Annotated in this window: 20 protein-coding genes; 15 read left to right on the top strand and 5 right to left on the bottom strand. The window is 68.2% G+C overall.

Translation table 11 applies throughout. From position 1 onward, the window contains the following. Positions 1-55 precede the first annotated feature (55 nt). From sodN to ACIBQ1_RS21430, 3 genes are all read left to right on the top strand, one after another. Complete coding sequence (gene sodN, locus ACIBQ1_RS21440) at positions 56-457, top strand: superoxide dismutase, Ni (protein ID WP_350729297.1); 402 nt, start codon at positions 56-58, stop codon at positions 455-457. Between the two features lie 128 nt (positions 458-585). Next, positions 586-1,011 (top strand): anti-sigma factor, encoded by a 426-nt coding sequence (locus ACIBQ1_RS21435; RefSeq protein ID WP_127936220.1) that lies wholly within the window; start codon positions 586-588, stop codon positions 1,009-1,011. Positions 1,012-1,028: 17 nt separating this feature from the next. Then, positions 1,029-1,808, top strand: coding sequence for an RNA polymerase sigma factor SigF (locus ACIBQ1_RS21430; protein ID WP_176573444.1), 780 nt, complete (start codon positions 1,029-1,031; stop codon positions 1,806-1,808). On the opposite strand, the gene ACIBQ1_RS21425 is transcribed toward ACIBQ1_RS21430, so the two are convergent. After that, on the bottom strand, positions 1,805-2,188 hold the full coding sequence (locus tag ACIBQ1_RS21425; RefSeq protein ID WP_397279840.1) for a hypothetical protein: 384 nt from the start codon (positions 2,186-2,188) through the stop codon (positions 1,805-1,807). The two genes, ACIBQ1_RS21430 and ACIBQ1_RS21425, sit on opposite strands and share 4 nt — an antisense overlap. A 97-nt stretch (positions 2,189-2,285) precedes the next feature. Between ACIBQ1_RS21425 and ACIBQ1_RS21420 the strand changes: the two genes are divergently transcribed. Together ACIBQ1_RS21420 and ACIBQ1_RS21415 are read left to right on the top strand one after the other, a co-directional pair. Next, positions 2,286-3,233 carry a diacylglycerol/lipid kinase family protein gene (locus ACIBQ1_RS21420; RefSeq protein ID WP_397280343.1) on the top strand — a complete coding sequence of 316 codons (948 nt, stop codon included), beginning with the start codon at positions 2,286-2,288 and terminating at the stop codon, positions 3,231-3,233. Between the two features lie 273 nt (positions 3,234-3,506). Beyond that, entirely contained in the window at positions 3,507-3,761 is a 255-nt protein-coding gene (locus tag ACIBQ1_RS21415; protein ID WP_185068358.1) for a WhiB family transcriptional regulator, read from the top strand. Between the two features lie 299 nt (positions 3,762-4,060). Here ACIBQ1_RS21415 and ACIBQ1_RS21410 read toward each other — a convergent pair whose 3' ends face one another. Next, entirely contained in the window at positions 4,061-5,530 is a 1,470-nt protein-coding gene (locus ACIBQ1_RS21410) for a histidine kinase N-terminal domain-containing protein (RefSeq protein ID WP_397279838.1), read from the bottom strand. Positions 5,531-5,756: 226 nt separating this feature from the next. On the opposite strand from ACIBQ1_RS21410, the gene ACIBQ1_RS21405 reads away from it, so the two are divergent. The 3 genes from ACIBQ1_RS21405 (at position 5,757) to ACIBQ1_RS21395 (ending at position 7,447) form a co-directional block, all read left to right on the top strand. Then, the gene (locus tag ACIBQ1_RS21405) at positions 5,757-6,014 is read left to right on the top strand and encodes a hypothetical protein (RefSeq protein ID WP_397279836.1); all 258 of its coding nucleotides are present in this window, start codon (positions 5,757-5,759) and stop codon (positions 6,012-6,014) included. Continuing rightward, on the top strand, positions 6,011-6,730 hold the full coding sequence (locus ACIBQ1_RS21400; RefSeq protein WP_397279835.1) for a GntR family transcriptional regulator: 720 nt from the start codon (positions 6,011-6,013) through the stop codon (positions 6,728-6,730). Before ACIBQ1_RS21405 ends, ACIBQ1_RS21400 begins: the two co-directional genes overlap by 4 nt. A 219-nt stretch (positions 6,731-6,949) precedes the next feature. Continuing rightward, entirely contained in the window at positions 6,950-7,447 is a 498-nt protein-coding gene (locus tag ACIBQ1_RS21395; protein WP_397279833.1) for a hypothetical protein, read from the top strand. 307 nt (positions 7,448-7,754) lie between these two features. On the opposite strand, the gene ACIBQ1_RS21390 is transcribed toward ACIBQ1_RS21395, so the two are convergent. Further along, positions 7,755-9,515 (bottom strand): hypothetical protein, encoded by a 1,761-nt coding sequence (locus ACIBQ1_RS21390; protein WP_397279832.1) that lies wholly within the window; start codon positions 9,513-9,515, stop codon positions 7,755-7,757. Between the two features lie 135 nt (positions 9,516-9,650). Continuing rightward, the gene (locus tag ACIBQ1_RS21385) at positions 9,651-9,902 is read right to left on the bottom strand and encodes a GntR family transcriptional regulator (RefSeq protein ID WP_355386520.1); all 252 of its coding nucleotides are present in this window, start codon (positions 9,900-9,902) and stop codon (positions 9,651-9,653) included. A 166-nt stretch (positions 9,903-10,068) separates the two neighbouring features. On the opposite strand from ACIBQ1_RS21385, the gene ACIBQ1_RS21380 reads away from it, so the two are divergent. The 7 genes from ACIBQ1_RS21380 to ACIBQ1_RS21350 all read left to right on the top strand — a co-directional run bounded on the left by ACIBQ1_RS21380 (position 10,069) and on the right by ACIBQ1_RS21350 (position 15,697). Further along, positions 10,069-10,254 carry a hypothetical protein gene (locus ACIBQ1_RS21380; RefSeq protein ID WP_397279830.1) on the top strand — a complete coding sequence of 62 codons (186 nt, stop codon included), beginning with the start codon at positions 10,069-10,071 and terminating at the stop codon, positions 10,252-10,254. Position 10,255: 1 nt separating this feature from the next. Further along, complete coding sequence (locus tag ACIBQ1_RS21375; RefSeq protein ID WP_397279829.1) at positions 10,256-10,540, top strand: hypothetical protein; 285 nt, start codon at positions 10,256-10,258, stop codon at positions 10,538-10,540. A 36-nt stretch (positions 10,541-10,576) separates the two neighbouring features. Continuing rightward, positions 10,577-11,287, top strand: coding sequence for a dethiobiotin synthase (gene bioD / locus ACIBQ1_RS21370; protein WP_397279828.1), 711 nt, complete (start codon positions 10,577-10,579; stop codon positions 11,285-11,287). A 136-nt stretch (positions 11,288-11,423) separates the two neighbouring features. Next, entirely contained in the window at positions 11,424-12,584 is a 1,161-nt protein-coding gene (locus tag ACIBQ1_RS21365; protein WP_397279826.1) for a histidine kinase, read from the top strand. Continuing rightward, positions 12,575-13,231, top strand: a complete 657-nt coding sequence (locus tag ACIBQ1_RS21360; RefSeq protein ID WP_397279825.1) for a response regulator — start codon at positions 12,575-12,577, stop codon at positions 13,229-13,231. Before ACIBQ1_RS21365 ends, ACIBQ1_RS21360 begins: the two co-directional genes overlap by 10 nt. Further along, positions 13,228-14,007: a DUF4097 family beta strand repeat-containing protein gene (locus tag ACIBQ1_RS21355; RefSeq protein WP_397279824.1), complete on the top strand. Its 780-nt coding sequence runs from the start codon at positions 13,228-13,230 to the stop codon at positions 14,005-14,007. Before ACIBQ1_RS21360 ends, ACIBQ1_RS21355 begins: the two co-directional genes overlap by 4 nt. A 49-nt stretch (positions 14,008-14,056) precedes the next feature. Continuing rightward, the gene (locus ACIBQ1_RS21350; RefSeq protein WP_397279822.1) at positions 14,057-15,697 is read left to right on the top strand and encodes an acetolactate synthase; all 1,641 of its coding nucleotides are present in this window, start codon (positions 14,057-14,059) and stop codon (positions 15,695-15,697) included. A 3-nt stretch (positions 15,698-15,700) separates the two neighbouring features. Here ACIBQ1_RS21350 and ACIBQ1_RS21345 read toward each other — a convergent pair whose 3' ends face one another. Next, a complete protein-coding gene (locus ACIBQ1_RS21345) occupies positions 15,701-17,287 on the bottom strand; it encodes a serine/threonine-protein kinase (protein WP_397279820.1) in 1,587 nt (528 codons plus the stop codon). Between the last annotated feature and the right edge of the window lie 138 nt (positions 17,288-17,425).

Here is a 17,425-nt window from a genome sequence, read left to right as displayed (position 1 = left end):
CCGAGTAAGGTCGGTTGTGGACCAAGCTGATTCAGCATCAAGGAAGGACTTTCTGATGCTCGCACGACTGCTACGACCCAAGCATGTCGCTTCCGCACACTGCGACCTGCCCTGTGGGGTCTACGACCCCGCTCAGGCCCGCATCGAGGCCGAGTCGGTCAAGGCGATCATGGAAAAGTACGCGGCCAACGAGGACGCGGTCTTCCGCGCCCGCGCGCTGTCCATCAAGGAGGAGCGGGCCGAGCTGGTCAAGCACCACCTGTGGGTGCTGTGGACCGACTACTTCAAGCCTCCGCACCTGGAGCAGTACCCTCAGCTTCACCAGCTCTTCTGGGACGCCACCAAGCTCGCGGGCGCCGCCGGCGCCAAGGGCACGGTCGACGTCGCCAAGGCCGAGGACCTGCTGGGCAAGATCGACGAAATCTCCAAGATCTTCTGGGAGACCAAGGCCGCCTAAAACGGCACATAAGGCTCTGTGCGGCAGCAGGTCGCACAGAGCCTTTTCTGTTGATGGCGAGTCTGAATCGTCCAAGCACCTCCCCGGGGCGGTAAGTTGCAGTTGGCGTCGGAAACGCGAGGAGGAACGTGACCGAGGAAACCGAGACGCGCGCGGAGGGCGTGGCCGGCATCCGCGACGTGGTGAGCATCAGGCTCCCCGCCGCCAGTGCCTACCTGTCTGTGCTGCGTACGGCTACCGCCGGGCTGGCGGCGCGGCTTGACTTCACGCTCGACGAGATCGAGGATCTGCGGATCGCGGTCGACGAGGCGTGCGCCATGCTGCTGAGCGAGGCGGTGCCCGGCACCGACCTCACCGCCGAGTTCGAGCTGACCGGCCATGAGATGCAGGTCAGGGTCGAAGTGGCCACCGTCGGCAGCTCCGCGCCCAAACGCGATGACTTCGCCTGGATGGTGCTGACCGCCTTGGCCGACGACGTCGACGCGGTGACCGACTCCCCAGATCGCATGGCTATCGTCCTGCGTAAGCGCCGAGGCGCAGCGAGGCCGGCGTGACGGAAAGGACTGGAGCCATGGCCACCAGCGAACACGCCGTGCCCGACCGGGTGCGCGCCCGCATGCTCTTCGCCGAGCTGGCCGAGCTGGGCCCCGAGGAGCCGCGCCGCCAGCGCATCAGAGACGAGCTGGTCGAGCTTCACCTTCCCCTGGTCGAATACCTGGCCCGCCGCTTTCGGAACAGGGGCGAGTGGCTCGACGACCTGACCCAGGTCGCCACCATCGGCCTGATCAAGTCGATCGACCGGTTCGACCTCAACCGCGGCGTGGAGTTCTCCACGTACGCCACGCCCACGATCGTCGGCGAGATCAAGCGCCACTTCCGCGACAAGGGCTGGGCGGTCCGCGTCCCGCGCCGCCTGCAGGAGCTGAAGCTCTCGCTGACCAAGGCGATAAGCGATCTCTCGCAGCGCGAGGGCCGCGCGCCGACCGTGGCCGAGCTGGCCTCCTACCTGAAGATGACCGAGGAGGAGGTGCTCGAGGGCCTCGAGTCGGCCAACGCCTACTCGACGGTGTCGCTCGACGCGCCCGACTCCGGCGACGACGACGCCCCCGCGGTGTCCGACTCGCTCGGCATCGTGGACGAGTCGCTTGAGGGCGTCGAATACCGCGAGTCGCTGAAACCGCTGCTCGAACGGCTGCCGCCAAGGGAGAAGCGCATCCTGCTGTTGCGCTTCTTCGGCAACATGACGCAGTCGCAGATCGCCACAGAGCTGGGCATCTCACAGATGCACGTCTCGCGCCTGCTGGCCCGCACCCTCGCGCAGCTGCGCGAGGGCCTGACCGCCGAAGACTAGCCGTCTCCGTAGAGGGCGTGGGTGGTGGGCGGCGCCAGCAGCGTCGCCAACCCCGCCAGCGCGATCACGATCAGCGGGATCCCGAGCTGGGGCTGGCCCGACTGGATGAGCGTGACGGAGATCGGCACCATGAAGATCTGCGTCAGGACGCCGGGCGACCGCCCCCAGCGCTCCATCTTGAACAGCCCGCCCCACGCCACCCAGAGCAGCCCCGCTCCGATCAGCACGCCGAACGCCGACTCCGCGATGGCGGTGGTGAGGTTGTCCGGGGTGCTGACCAGGGTCTCCACGCCGACGTAGATGCCGAGCCCGACCGCCACCAGGCCTTCCAGGGCGACGATGGCGGCGGCGATGACGAGGGTGACCGGACGACGATTCACGCCCGTACCCTACCTCCCGGGCAAGCCGGTCCGAGAAATAGGACGTTCGGCCGATAACGCCCACAAGTCCAGCGGATACGCTGGCGATATGCGCACCATGCTATTGGTGAATCCCAAGGCCACGACCACGAACGCCCGTACGCGTAACGTGTTGATCCGCGCACTCGGCGCGGCCGTGGAGCTGACGGTGGAGGAGACCCGTTACCGCGGGCACGCCGCGGCGCTTGCCGCCACCGCGCGGGCCAAGGGGTACGACGTCGTGGCGGTGCTCGGCGGCGACGGGACGATCAACGAGGCCGTGAACGGCCTGCTCAACCCGGTCAACGGCGACGACGTCCCGACCGGCAGCGAGGGCCGGCCCGCGCTGATCGTCATCCCCGGCGGCAGCGCGAACGTGTTCGCCCGGGCGCTGGGGCTGCCGAACGACCCGGTGGAGTCCACGGGGGCGGTGCTGGAGGCGCTCCGGGAGGGCCGGCGCAGGACCGTGGGTTTGGGGCAAGCCCTTTGGGAGGGCCGGAGCCGATACTTCACCTTCTGCTCGGGCATGGGCTACGACGCCGAGGTTGTACGGGCCGTGGAAGGCCTCAGAGGCACCGGCCGTAAAGCAACACCTGCACGGTACGTGAACACCGCCCTACGGCACTATCTGGCCACGGACAAGCGGCATCCACCGATGACCCTGACCGGTCCCGGGATCCCGACGGCCCGGGGGTTGTTCATGGCGATCATCTCGAACACCTCACCATGGACGTACGTCGGCAGCAGGCCCGTGCACCCGACCCCGTGGGCGAGCTTCGAGACCGGGCTCGACCTTCTCGGGCTGCGCCGGATGGGGCCGATGTCGATCGGGTCGGTGATCCGGCAGATTCTCACGGAGAGTGACGCGCTTCCGGGCGGCCGGCACCTCGTACAGCTGCATGACGAGGCCGAGTTCACGCTCACCGCAAACCGGCCCGTGGCCTTCCAACTGGACGGGGACTACCTGGGCGAATGCGAGACCGTAACGTTTCGGTCTACACCGAACGCGTTACAAGTTTTGGTCTAGACGGTTACATTCGGTCATTGTGTGACGCATCCGACATCCATAACAGCCAAAACTTCCCGTCAACCCTCTTGCGTGCACTCAGCGTGGCTGACAGTCTCAAGACTGACGTCGGAACGTAGGACCTTTAACAACCCCAAGGTTCTCCCCGAGTGTCAGCGGGCAATCCCGGTCCACACAGGTCCGGGTAATTGTTCGCGCGAGTTAGTGAAACTCTTCACAAAGTAGTAGCCGCACGGAGCCGACCAGAGGCTCCATCTACTAAGGAGTGGACGCATGGACTGGCGCCACCGAGCTGCCTGCCGTGACGTGGACCCCGAGCTGTTCTTCCCGATCGGCAACACCGGCCCGGCACTCATGCAGATCGAAGAAGCCAAGCAGGTCTGCCGTTCCTGCTCGGCCGTCGAAGCCTGCCTGAAGTGGGCGCTGGAGTCCGGGCAGGACGCCGGCGTCTGGGGCGGCCTCAGCGAGGACGAGCGCCGCGCTCTCAAGCGCCGCACCGCTCGCCACCGCGCACGCCTCACCGCCTGACCCGCCACCTTACATCTGACCGCCACCTTCATCTGGCCGCGACTTCTCATCTGACCGCGACCTCTCATCTGGCCGCGACTTTCAGCTGACCCTGCGACGCCCGAGCCCCGATCGGCTCCCGCGCCGCCGCACCCCTCCCCGCCAGATGCGTCGCCGCCGGCCGCCGCGCCACCCGCCGGACGCGCCACCGCCCAAGCCGTAACCTCGGCCGACGCACCGCCGCCATTCGACGTGCCCGCACCCGACGCGCCGGGCCCCCGTACTCCCGTCGAACCCCGACGGACGCGTACGGACCGGGATCAGGCCGCCGGGAGCGGGATCGACAGCGTGACCTCCGTACCCCCTTCAAGCCGCGGCTCGATGGACAGCCGGCCGGAAAGCTCCCCTTCGACCAGCGTACGGACGATCTGCAGCCCCAGGCTGGTGGAGCTGTCGAGGTCGAAGCCCTCAGGAAGCCCGCGGCCGTCGTCCCACACCGTGACGTTGAGCCGGTCGAGCGTGGGCTCGACCACCACCTCCAGCCGCTTGGGCCGCCCGTGCTGCATCGCGTTCTGCAGCAGCTCGGTCAGCGCCATGGCCAGCGGCGTGGCGATGAGCGAAGGCAGCACGCCGAAGCCGCCGACGCGCCGCGGCGTGACCCCCACCTCCGCGGCCGACACCTCCCCCGCCATCGCGAACACCCGGTCGGCGATCTCGTCGAAGTCCACGAACTCCTCGGGCGCGTGGGACAGCGTCTCGTGCACGATCGCGATCGACCCGACCCTGCGCACCGCCTCCTCCAGCGCCTCCCGGCCCTCGGGCACCTGCAGCCGTCTGGCCTGCAGGCGCAGCAGCGCGGCGACGGTCTGCAGGTTGTTCTTCACCCGGTGGTGGATCTCGCGGATCGTGGCGTCCTTGGTCATCAGCTCGCGTTCGCGGCGCCGCAGCTCGGTCACGTCCCTGATGAGCACGAGCGCGCCGATGCGGCCGCCCCCGACGATCAGCGGGATGGCCCTGAGCTGCACGATCGTGCCGCCCGACTCGACCTCGGTCTCCTTGGCCGCGCGCCCGCTGGCCACGATCATGAGGTCTTCGTTGATCGGCTCGTCGGAGTAGCAGAGCGTCGCGGTGACGCGGCCCAGCTCGGCCCCCACCAGGTCGGCGTGCAGGCCGAGCCGCCGGTAGGCGGACAGGGCGTTCGGCGAGGCGTACGTGACGCGCCCGGCCCGGTCGAGCCGCAGCAGGCCGTCGCCGACGCGCGGCGAGCGCACCAGGATCGGCTCCTCGCCCGAGAACGGGAACCGGCCCTCGGCCACCATCTGCGCCAGGTCGGAGGCGCTCTGGAGATAGGTCAGCTCCAGCCGCGACGGGGTGCGGGCGGAGGAGAGGTTCGTGGAGCGCTGGATCACCGCCAGGAACCGCCCCTCGCCGCCCTCGACGGTCCGCCGCACGGGGATGGTCTCCTCGCGCACCGGCACGCCCGTGGACCAGTCGGGGTCGCCCTCGCGGCAGATGCGGCGCTCGTTCCAGGCGGTGTCGATGAGGTGGCGCTCGCCCTTGGCGGCGACGCTGCCGACGATGTCGTCGTGGTAGACGGTGGGGCCGGTGGTCGGGCGCATCTGCGCGATCGCGATCCAGCCGCTCTCGCCCAGCAGCGGCGCCCACAGGATGAGATCGGCGAACGACAGGTCCGCCAGCAGTTGCCAGTCGGAGACCAGCGAGTGCAGCCAGTCGAGATCCGCCTCGTCGAGGGCGGTGTGGCGGGCTACGAGGTCGCTGAGAGTCGGCACAGGTGCATCATGCGTGCTTTTCCCCGCAACAACCAAACCGGCTCCCTGGCTGAATGCGCGCCCGGATGCGGGGGCAGGACTCCGCATGACGGAGCCGCACACCCGCTCATTCGCACAGTGACGGCATATACGGCATCGTGCACCCAACTCGACATATCGGGAATCTCATATTGTGAGAACCGTCACATCATGAGAGCTGCCCGAACCGCAGCCGGGCGATTCGGAGGTGATCGACACGGGCAGGTGGTTCCGCCGCGACACGGCTCACGGACCGGCCTCGGTTGTGATCGCGCACGCCGCTGTGGATATCCTTCACAATCAGCCTGAGCTGCCCGGATCCGTGCGTGCCGGCAACCGTACCCGCCCGGTGCCGGTCTGCCGCCACAGTCGGCTGTTGACCGCTCGGGCCGATGTGAGTTCCGATGATCTCGCGGTGATCAGACACGCCCTCACCGCCGTGGCAGAAGTGAAGGTGAGCGCGTGACAGACGACAGCCCCCGCGTACCGAAGTACTACGACGTCAAACGCAGCCTGCTGGAGCTCACGAAGACCCTGTCCGCGGGCACGGCGCTGCCGCCGGAGCGCACGCTCGCCGTACGGTTCGAGACCTCCCGCACCACGGTCAGGCAGGCGCTGACCGAGCTCGTGGTGGAGGGCCGGCTGCTGCGCATCCAGGGCAAGGGCACGTTCGTGGCCCAGCCGAAGGTGGCGCAGGTGCTGCAGCTCACCTCGTACATCGGCGACCTGCGCACGGCGGGCCTCGAACCGGACACCAAGATACTCGAGATCGGCTACATCACCGCCGACGAGGCCCTGGCCAGGCGCCTGGCCATCAACCCTGGCGGCCGCGTGCTGCGCATCCACCGCCTCCGGCTGGCCAACGGCGAACCGGTCTCCATCGACACCACCCACCTGTCCGCACGCCGCTTCCCCCGGCTGCGGCGGGAGCTCGAGGTCCACGCGTCCCTGTACGAAACGCTGCACAACGCCTACAACGTCCGGCTCACGGACGCCGAAGAGATCATCGAGACCGTCCTGGCCACCCCGTACGACGCCAAGGCCCTCGGCGTCGACGTCGGCCTCCCCATGCTCCTCCTGACCCGCCACGCCTTCGACGCCGACGGCAACCCCGTCGAGTGGGCCCAATCCCTCTACCGCGGCGACCGGTACAAGTTCGTCACCCGCCTGCGGCGGCCGTAGAGTTTCTCGGGCCTACCGACGGGGCGTTCTGGTGGCCTGGCGGAGCGGCCTGTGGGGCAGTGTGCCCACGTGGTCGTATGACCGGGCACGTGGGCCGACACAGCCGGGCCGGAGGAGGACCAACTCTGTCCAAGCCTGAAGTCTCGGCCGGCCAACGGATGAAACCGCAATCGGCATAGCGCGTATACGACAGGGTGAGGATTCGGTAGGGTCCGGGGCGTGCGACTTCGTGGCCGTTGTGTGTCTGTTGCTGCGTTGCTTGCGTGTCTCGCCGTCATGTCAGCCTGTTCGGCAGAGCCCGAGAGACCCTCGCTGAAGGCGGCGGCGGCACAGCTCGTTGCCGACGGTGAGAAGTTGGTGGCGTCCCGGGAGTTGACCGCCGCAGGAACGGTAACCGTAACCGAACGCGCGGACCAGGATGGCGAATTGGGGTGCCTGAAAGGCCAAGTTCAGCGCTTCTTCCGGGCTCAAGGAGATCTCGCAGGATCACCGAGCGCGCATTCAGCAGGCAACTCGGCTGGCTTGATGCTTAGCGCGCTCCGAAATCTAGGCTATGACAAGATTATGGATAGCCTAGATATTCGCGACGAGAATCTAAGTGTGACGTTGGCGCAGAATCCGAAGACGGGGATCATCTTCCTGGTAGCTGTGCGCAGGTCGCCGGAACCCAATATCATGATTGTCGGAAAGACCAATTGCTATGAGCGGAGCGAATGAGTCCTAGCCTTAGCCGGGCGGCAGTTGGGCCGCCTCCCTTCGTAGAAGGTCGGCTTGTCTGCGTAGGTGCTCAGCCGTCGCCATACAGGATTCCCGCAGTTGGACGACCTCTCGCTGCAACTGCATGGCCTGGGTGATGAATCGGTCAGCAGTCGCCCCCTTCCAAAACGTGTCGATATCTCGCGGCTTTGCTAGGTTTCCACCGAAGACTTCCTCCAACTCCTTGGCATACCGGATGAAGGCGGCAGCAAGGAGGTCCCTTTCGGCGGCCTGACGGGAAATTTGCCCATGCGTTGGTACCGTCAACTCACCCTCCCCTCTTTTCCAGCGCGTCGATCAGCGCGTTGTAAAGCCTTCCTCGGAACGCCATGCGCACCTCATCTTGCTGATAGATGGTCAGCGGCTTCTGGCCGTGCTGTTCCAACGAACTCATCACCCACTGGGCCTGCTGCTCCACGAGCCTGTCTGCGACATTTCTCGCATTCTCGGGGGTCTTTTCGTCGAAGTAACCCGTGATTATGTCTTTGAAGATGTCCTTGGCGTCGTCCAAGCCCTTGTCTCGAGCCGTGGCTGTCGTCGGATCGTTGATCGGCCAGTACTTATTGGAAAGCCAATCGATGGGCAGCGCCATGGTGTCCGCAAGCCAGTCCGCGTACTCGTCATCGCTCCACTCCGCATGTGTGGACCCGCTCAACATCAGGTTCGCGACCCCGCCCGCGAGCGCGCTCCGCGACGTGTACTCCGCCTGCATGCCTTCGTCACCAAACGGCCGGAAGCGCCCGATGTCGAGCCCAAGCATGTAGTTCTGTGATGCCCTCATCAGAGCGCTCGCGGCCGCCTTGTCCTGCATCAACGCCCCCATGAACCGGGAAGCCACGTCTGGATCGACCTTGTCCCAGGGAGAAGTTGGATACAGCGTGACGAGATCCGGCGAAGAGAGCTTGGCTTGGCCTCGGGCGAGCTGGTCAAGATAGGGCGTGACGTTCTCGGCCAATGATCGGCTGACCGGAGAGTCCTTGAAGGTTCCCCATTGCCCGCCGATCCAGGGAGTGTCCTCGGCGCCGAGGCTGTTGACGAGGTTGAGCCACGCTTGGTCGCGCAGGTCAGCGACACCAGCGCCTGGTTTCAACGCCTTGTCCAGCACGCCCGCCAGCTTCTCTTCGAAGCCGGCAATTCCAGTCGTACGAAATCGCCCAGGGTGCAGCAACCAGCCCGGGACCAGCTTGCTCTCGGCGAGCAGCCTCTGCAGCGCTTGCGGGTTGGCGTCGTAGGCGTCTACCAGCGCGTTCAAGTTCCAGTTCTGCCCAGCCGAGGATTCGACGGTAAGAGGGCGGCTCAGCAGACGCGTCGCCACCTGGTTGAGGAACGTCTCAGACTGCTTGGCCAGCGTGAGCAGCGAGGTCAGGACACTAAGCTCAGTTGTTTCCACTAGCTTTTCGCGCCACTCCTCGCCCAACCGCCCGACACCTTCCGCACTGCTGTAGGCCCGAGCGAGCTGGCCCAGGCTGCCCTGCACCTGCGCGAGGGTGCCCGGCGGCACGCCTTTCTGCATGGCAGCCGGTCCTTTGTCCTTCATCCAATGCATAAACGTGGCCCGGAACCTGTCCGGACCGAGAGATTCCAGCAGAGCAGCGGCGTAAGCGGGATCGTCGACCTTCTCGCCGGTAGCCGCCAGCGCGTCGGCTACCTTGCGCCAACTCTCCACGGTGTTCTCAACGTTGTGCCGCTTTAGCACCTCGGCAACAGTCGCGGCGTCTGTCTTTCCCTGCTGGGCAGCCTCGGACTCGGTGGCGAAGGTGAAGAACGCGGTCACCAGGCCTTGTGCCCCGCTCGGAACCATGCGCCGGATCGTGTCGATCCGCCATTTAAGGTCTCGCTGGCTCTCGTCGAAGAACGCCCAGGACCTGTGCATGACGATTACGCCTTGCTGACCGGTCCATGCCTCCCTCGCCTCGTCGATGGCCGCTTCGAGTCCAGGTCGCGTGCTGGCCAGGACTCTCTTGCCGGCTTCCATCTGCTGGATGAGCTGATCGGCTCTACCGGGGTCGATCCCAACGAACTCCCCCATGGGTCTCCTCCCAGAGGGTGTGGGTTACAGGGCGGGAGTTAAACACAGCGGGCAATACAGGTAAATGCCTCAAGTGCTGGCATAGCTACTGGGTCCGGCCGATCAGAGAACTCCGACGGCCACGAGCCCTCGACATCAGGCCGGTTTGGTGTCGTGGCGTTCAGCGACGAACAGCCCGCGGCCAGGCGCGGTGATAAGAAGACCCTCGTTCTTGAGTACGTCGAGCGCCTTCTTCACGGTGTTCCGGGACAGCCCGGACTCTTCTTCCAACTCCGTCTGAGATGGCACCTTGCGGCCAGGTGGGATCTCGCCTGCCTCGATGCGGGCACGGAGCGCGTCCGCAAGCTGGAGGTAGGGCGCTCGCAGCCCATCCGGATCGATTCTCACGATTTGAAGGCTAGGCGGCCAGGATCATCCCAAGATAGGCAGGCCCGGCCATGGCCAGCCAGGGCCTGGTTAGCTACCATGTTTTCATCCCTCGGTCTTCGAAGTCGGGGCCCCACCAACAGGCCCTGCTGGTCGGGCCCTTGATCGGACAATGGAGGTCCGGCCCATGGCTGCAAACACAACCACAGACCTACGATTCGATCCTCGCCTGACAGCCGAGATCAGAGCCGTTCTCGAGAAGCACGGGTACCAGCTGCCTCCAGGCGGCGATCACATCCGCGAACTCGTCATGGCCCGCGTCGACATCGCACTCAAGAACCTCGTCGAGATCTTCGAAGGAAGGATCTGCTGAGATGGCGTGCGAGATCCTCGACTTCCACGGCCCGCACGCCGCGCCGCTCCTGCCGGGCCACCTGATATTGACCTGGTACCAACCAGACCGCCGGGCGCCGCGCATCCGCGTGGTCTCGCACACCTGCGAATGCCTGCCGACGACGTACGAGCTGTGTAGTGCCGCTGGCCAGGGATTCGTCCGCCGTACTGACCGCGACAAGCAGACTATCCACGAAACTTCGTGGACCTTGAGCGCGGTCGCCAGACATACCTTCGAGCAGATCTTGCGCGGCGAGGCCCGATGAAAGCCCGTTAGCGGCTACCGCATCTAGGCTGGTCATGTGAGCATCCTCGTCGTCACAGGTACCGATGCCAGGGTCGGCAAGACCGTCGTGACAGCGGCGCTTGCGGTGTTGGCCAGGCGGCGTGGGGCGTCCGTGGCCGTGGTGAAGGTCGCGCAGACCGGGGTCTCGCCCGGGGAGGCCGGGGATGTGGATCAGGTGATCCGGCTGGCCGGCGTCAGCACGACCTTTGAGGTACGGCGGTTCGCCGAGCCGCTGCCGCCTGCCGCCGCCGCCCGGGTCGCCGGGGTGGCGCCCGTGTCGCTGGCCGAGGTGGCGCTGCTCGTGCGGGAGCTTGCCGAGAGCAATCGGATGGTGGTCGTGGAGGGCACCGGAGGGTTGCTGGAGCGGTTCGACGAGGACGGCGGGACCATCGGGGATCTGGCCCGGGCCCTGAGCGCGCAGGTGGTCGTCGTGGTCCGGCCCGGGCGGGGGGCGGTGAACCATACCGCGCTCACCCTGGAGGCGATGGCCAATCGAGGGCTGGAGCCGACGGGGATCGTCATCGGGCGCTGGCCCGGTGAGCCCGGGGTCGTCGAGCGGAGTTGCGTGTGTGACCTCGAGATGCTGGCCGCGCGGCCGCTGGCCGGGGTGCTGCCGGAAGGGGCCGGGGGGCTGGGCAGGGAGGAGTTCGCCGAGGTGGCTCGTCAGGGGTTGGGGGTGATGTTGGGGGGCGTGTTCGATCCGGCGGGGTTCAAAACCGCCCTGTGAGAGGCCGCCCTATGAAAGGGCGCCCGTGGTGAGAGGGCATCCGCGGGCCGAAAGGGGGAGGTGGGGAAAACCCCACCATTCATCGGCACACCAGGGCTATTTCGCGTCTCCCCCGCTGCTCAATACCGTTGAGGGCATGAAAGTCCCCCGTCCGTGGTCGGCGCGGGCGTGGCTCGACACGGCCCACGTGATGATCGGTCTGCCGGTCGCCGTGCTGCTCGGCGGGCTGACGCTCGTCCTGGCCGCGTGGCCGCCCCTGCTGATGCGGAGCGTGCCGCTGTTCACGAGGGTGCAGCGGTCCAGGTTCGAGGCGTTCCTGGGCGCGCGCATCCCGCCCGTGCGCTCCCCGAGCAGCTGGCGCAGCCCGGCCACGTGGCGGCAGATCAGCTATCACCTGCTGTCGCCGTTCGTGGGGGCCGCGGGCGCGTTCCTGGTGGCGATGGCGTGGGGCGGGGCGATCGTGGGGCTGCTGTCGTTCCTGCCGCGGACGATGCAGCCTCCGCCGCTGGAGTTCGAGTTCGACCTCAGGGACGGGAAGGTCGTGGCGGTCTTCATGGCGATCGGGCTCGTGCTGCTGCTGCTCGCGCCGGTGCTGGCGCGCGGCATGGCGGCGCTGGACCTGTCGGTGGCGCGTACGCTGCTCGGGCCCAGCCGTTCGGAGCTGGGCCAGCGGATCGAGACGCTGACGGAGAGCCGGGCGGGGGTCATCGACGCGGCCGACGCCGAGCGGCGCAGGATCGAGCGTGACCTGCACGACGGCGCCCAGCAGCGGCTCGTCTCCCTGGCCATGAACCTCGGCCTGGCCAGGGCCACCTTGACCGACCTGCCCGAGCCGGCCCGCGAGGCCATCGCGCAGGCGCACGAGGAGGCCAAGCAGGCGCTCAAGGAGCTGCGCGACTTCGTACGGGGCCTGCATCCGGCCGTGCTGAACGACCAGGGCCTGGACGCGGCGCTGTCCGGCGTCGCGGCCCGCGCGCCGTTCCCCGTGAAACTTCACGTCGACATCGAGCGGCGTGCCTCTCCGACCATCGAGGCGGTGGCGTTCTTCATCGTGTCCGAAGCACTGACCAACATCGCCAAGCACGCGGCGGCCACCAAGGCCCAGGTGAGCGTGCGGCGCGAGCGCGACCGCCTGCACATGCTCGTGTACGACGACGGCTGCGGCGGCGCCCGGCTGGACGGCGGCACGGGGCTGCGCGGCCTGGCCCAGCGGATCGACTCGGTGGACGGGGCGCTCCGGCTGTCCAGCCCGCTGGGCGGCCCTACGACGATCGAGGTGGAGCTGCCGTGCGAGTAGTGCTCGCCGAGGACTCCGTACTGCTGCGCGAGGGGCTGATCAGGCTCCTGGACGCCTCCGGCATGGAGGTGGTGGCGGCCGTGGACGAGGCGGAGGGGCTGCTGCGGGCGGCCGAGGAGCACAAGCCCGAGCTGGTCATCACCGACGTCAGGATGCCGCCCACGCACACCGACGAGGGCCTGCGGGCCGCGCTCGTGCTGCGCCGCCAGCAACCGGGGCTGCCCGTCCTGGTGCTCTCGCAGTACGTCGAGGAGCGCTATGCCGCCCAGCTCCTCGCCTCGGCCGCGACGGGCGGGGTCGGCTACCTGCTCAAGGACCGGGTGGCGGACGTGACGGAGTTCATCGACGCGCTGCGCAGGGTGGCCGCCGGCGGCACCGCGCTCGACCCCGAGGTGGTGGCCCAGCTCCTGCTGCGCGGCAACAGCGACCCGCTCGAACGGCTCACGCCCAGGGAGCACGAGGTGCTCCAGCTGATGGCGGAGGGCCGGTCCAACGCCGGCATCGGCCAGGCCCTGGTGCTCAGCGAAGGGGCGGTCGGCAAGCACATCGGCAACATCTTCGCCAAGCTCGACCTGTCACCGGCCGAGGGCGACCACCGGCGCGTACTGGCCGTCCTGCAGTTCCTCAAGATCAGGAGCCTGCCATGAGAGCCGCCTGGCTGGCGGCGGGCGCGGTGGCGACCGTGATCGCGCTGATCATCTCCACCACGGCGCTCTGGCGCGGGTTCGCGCGGGCCAGGGTTCCGGAGGAGCACACGCAGAGGTCCATCGCCTTCGAGCAGAAGAACCTCCGCATCAAGACGGGCAAGGGCACCCAGGTCGACCTGACCGTCATGCCGGGCAGGGCCGGCGAGCTGCTCATCGATAGGTCGCTGCGCTGGTCGAGAGACCGGCCGACCGTCACCGAGGACTGGGACGCCCGCTCCAGCACCCTGCGGCTCGACGCCGTCTGCCCTGGCGAGGAGCAGCCGAACGGCCCCATCTGCCTGGCCGATTACATGATCTTCGTGCCGCCGGAGACCGACCTGGAGGCCGGCACGAGCAGCGGCCTGCTCAACGTCAGCGATCTCTTCGGCAAGGTACGCCTGTCCACCGTCGCCGGCGACGTCAATGTCAGGAACCTCTCCGGCGCCATCTGGGCCAGGAGCGGTACGGGCGATGTCGATGCCAAGGGGCTCGACGTCGAGGCGGCCGACGTGGAGATCGGCTCGGGGAACGTCGATCTGTCGTTCATCAGCGCCCCGACGACCGTCAAGGCAGTGGTGCGGACCGCGGGCAGCGTCAACCTCGACCTGCCGAGGACGGTCTACGACGTGACGGCGGAGGGGGTCGACGCCGATGTCGACGTCGACCGGAACCCCACGTCACCGCGGAAGATCATCGCGAGGGCGCCGAAGGGCAGGGTGTCCGTCTGCTGCGACTGAAGATCCTTAAGATCTGTTTACTCTGGTGACTGGTTGGTAAGTTCCCGGCATGGAGTCTGCGAAGCACGCCGGTGACGCCGCCGTCGCCGTTTCCAAGGCCTACGGCGTCGAGACCATGTTCACGCTGTCGGGAGGGCATGTCTTCCCCCTCTACGACGGCGCCGTGCACGAGGAGATGCGCATCCTCGACGTACGCCACGAGCAGAGCGCGGTCTTCGCCGCCGAGGCGACGGCCCGCCTGACCAGAAGACCGGGCCTGGCCGTGCTGACAGCGGGCCCCGGCATCACCAACGGCGTCAGCGGCGTCGCGACCGCCCACTTCAACGGCTCCCCCGTCGTCGTCATGGGCGGCCGGGCGCCCCAGGCGCGCTGGGGCAGCGGCGCCCTCCAGGAGTTGGACCACCCGCCGCTGCTCAAGCCGATCACCAAGCTGTCGTTCACCGCGACCGACGCCGAGTCCGTCGGCCAGGACGTCGAGATGGCCTTCCGCACCGCGGTCGCCCCCCACCGCGGCCCGGTCTTCCTCGACTTCTACATGGACCACCTGTTCTCCTCCTCGCCCGAGCACGAGGTGCGGACGCAGACGCCGTCGCCGCTCGAACCCGACCCCGACGACCTGGCCGCCATCGCGCGGCTGCTGGCCGAGGCCGAGCGGCCCGTGCTCGTCTACGGGTCCGACGTGTGGATGGACCGGGCCGAGGAGGCCGCCCGGGACTTCGCCGAGACGTGGCGGCTGCCGGTCATCCCCAACGGCCAGGGCCGCGGCATCCTGCCCTCGGGCCACGAGCTGCTGGTCACGCGGGCCCGCGGCCTGGCGTTCAAGCAGGCCGACCTGGTCATCGTGATCGGCACGCCGCTCGACTTCCGCCTGGGCTACGGGTGGTTCGGGAGCAGGGACGCGCTGGCCCGCGTCGTGCACATCGCCGACGCGCCGTCCCAGCTGGCCACCCACATGCAGCCCGCCGCGTCCGCCGCCGGCGACCTGTCCGTGGTGCTCTGGAGCCTCGGCACCGCCTGCGGCGACGCCGGGGTCAAGCCCGACGCGTACGCCTCCTGGGTCTCGAAGCTGGCCGACACGGCCGCCGCGGCCGTCGCGGACGACGCCGAGCTGCTGGCCTCCGACTCCGACCCGATCCACCCCATGCGCGTGTACGGCGAGCTGGGCAAGGTCCTGGCCGACGACGCCGTGGTGATCGGCGACGGCGGCGACTTCGTCTCCTACGCGGGCAAGTACGTCGAGCCGAAGCAGCCGGGCAACTGGCTCGACCCCGGCCCGTACGGCTGCCTCGGCACCGGCCTCGGCTACTCGATCGCCGCCCGCCTGGCCCGGCCGTCCTCACAGGTGGTGCTGCTGCTGGGCGACGGCGCCGCCGGGTTCTCGCTCATGGACGTCGACACCCTCGTACGCCACAAGCTGCCCGTCGTCATGATCTGTGGCAACAACGGCATCTGGGGCCTGGAGAAGCACCCCATGCAGCTCCTGTACGGCTACGACGTGGCCGCCGAGCTCCAGTCGCAGTGCCGTTACGACCAGGTCGTGACCGCGCTCGGCGGGGGCGGCGAGCTGGTCACCAAGCCGTCGGAGATCGGGCCGGCGCTGCGCAGGGCGTTCGACTCCGGCATCCCGTACATGGTGAACATCGCCACCGACCCGCAGATCGCCTATCCCCGCAACACCACGGGGGTGTGAGAGCTACGACTTGGGCGTGGCGCTGGGCGAGGGGCTGCCCGTGCTGTCCTCCGGGCAGACGCCGTCGATGATGACCAGCCTGACCGGCTTGGTCACCTCCTGCACCGTCCCGGCGCCCGGCACGATCTGGGTGACCTTGCCACAGCGCATGCCGTTGGAGGTGGCGGTCCGGTCGTCGGGGATGATCTCCTCGAAGCCGGCCGCCTCGACCATCTCCTGCGCCTGCTGGAACGGCAACCCGACCACCTTGGGCACGCGCACCTTCTTGACGGTCGACGTGGGGGTGCTCGTGGGGGTCTTGGTCGGCGTCTTGGTGACGGTCGGCGTGCTGGAGGGCGTCTTCGTCGGCGGCTTGGTCTCCTCGGTCACCGTGGGCCTCGGCCTCGTGGTCGTCGGCTCGGGGTCCGGGGTCGGCTCCTCCGAGGGGGGCTTGGTCTTCGTGGGCCTGGGCTTGGGGGGCTTGGGGCTGCTCTGCGAGCCGTCAGCCATCTGAGAAGTGGTGCTCGTCGGTACGGGCTCGCCCGTGGTGGTCATGCCCGTCAGCGCGACCGCGGTGGCGCCCGCGCCGAGCACCGCCGCGACGGCGATGCCCGCGATGAGCCCGGTCCTGCGCGGCGCCTTGGCCGCGCGACGGCCGCCCGGGCGCCGTTCGGTCACGGTGGTCGTCTCTTCGGCGGGACGCGCCTGGTGGGCACCCGTCTGGTACGCGTCCACCGGCGGCGCCATGGTGGCCCCGGTGGACAGCACCGGCGGCTCGGGGAGCGCGGCGGGCGCCTGCCCGCTGGCGATGGCCTTGGCCGCCTCGCTCATGGCCCTGGCGGTCGGGAAGCGCCTGGCCGGGTCCTTGGACAGCGCGACCTCGACCAGCGTGCGCACGGCCTGGGGGATGTCGGCGGGCAGCGGCGGCGGGGCCTCGCGGATGTGCTTGAGCGCGATCGTGACCGCGCTGTCGCCGTCGAAGGGCCGCTGCCCCACCAGGCACTCGTACGCGACCACGCCGAGCGCGTAAATGTCGACCGCGGGCGTGACAGGGGCGCCCTCGGCCTGCTCGGGGGCGCAGTAGGCGGCCGTGCCGAGCACCATGCCGGCGTCGGTCAGCCGGTTGGCCAGGTCGGATCGGGCGATGCCGAAGTCGGTCAGCACCAGCGTGCCGTCGCGCTGGACGAGCAGGTTGCCCGGTTTCACGTCGCGGTGCACGATCCCCTGATCGTGCACGGCCTGCAGCGCCGACGCGGCCTGCGCGATCAGCTCCATGGCCGCCTGTGGCGGGATCCGCCCCAGCCTGGCCAGCAGCCGGTCGAGCGGTTCCCCGTCGACGAACTTCATCACCAGATAGACGGTGTCACCGCTGACACCGTAGTCGTAGACGTCCACGACACCGGCGTGATTGATCGTGGCCATCGCCCGCGCTTCCCCCTGAAAGCGAGCGACGAACCCAGGGTCCTGCGTACGGCCGGGAAGCAGCACTTTGACGGCGACGGTGCGGGCCAGGACGATGTCCTCTCCGCGCCACACCTCGCCCATGCCGCCGGCGCCGATGCGGGTATCCAGCCGATACCGCCCCGCCAGCGTCGTCCCTTGGGCCACCATGACTCCCCCGCTACCCCCCTATACCTGTAACCTCTTGCACCCCGCGGCTCTCCAACAAAGCGAACTTTTGTCGCGGTCAGGTCACACAGTGGTCACGGAACTCAGAGAGTGTACGACTCACCTGTCTCACATGCCACT

Source organism: Nonomuraea sp. NPDC050153, assembly GCF_044460125.1.
GTDB lineage: Bacteria > Actinomycetota > Actinomycetes > Streptosporangiales > Streptosporangiaceae > Nonomuraea.
This window is presented reverse-complemented; position numbering and strand designations above follow the sequence as displayed.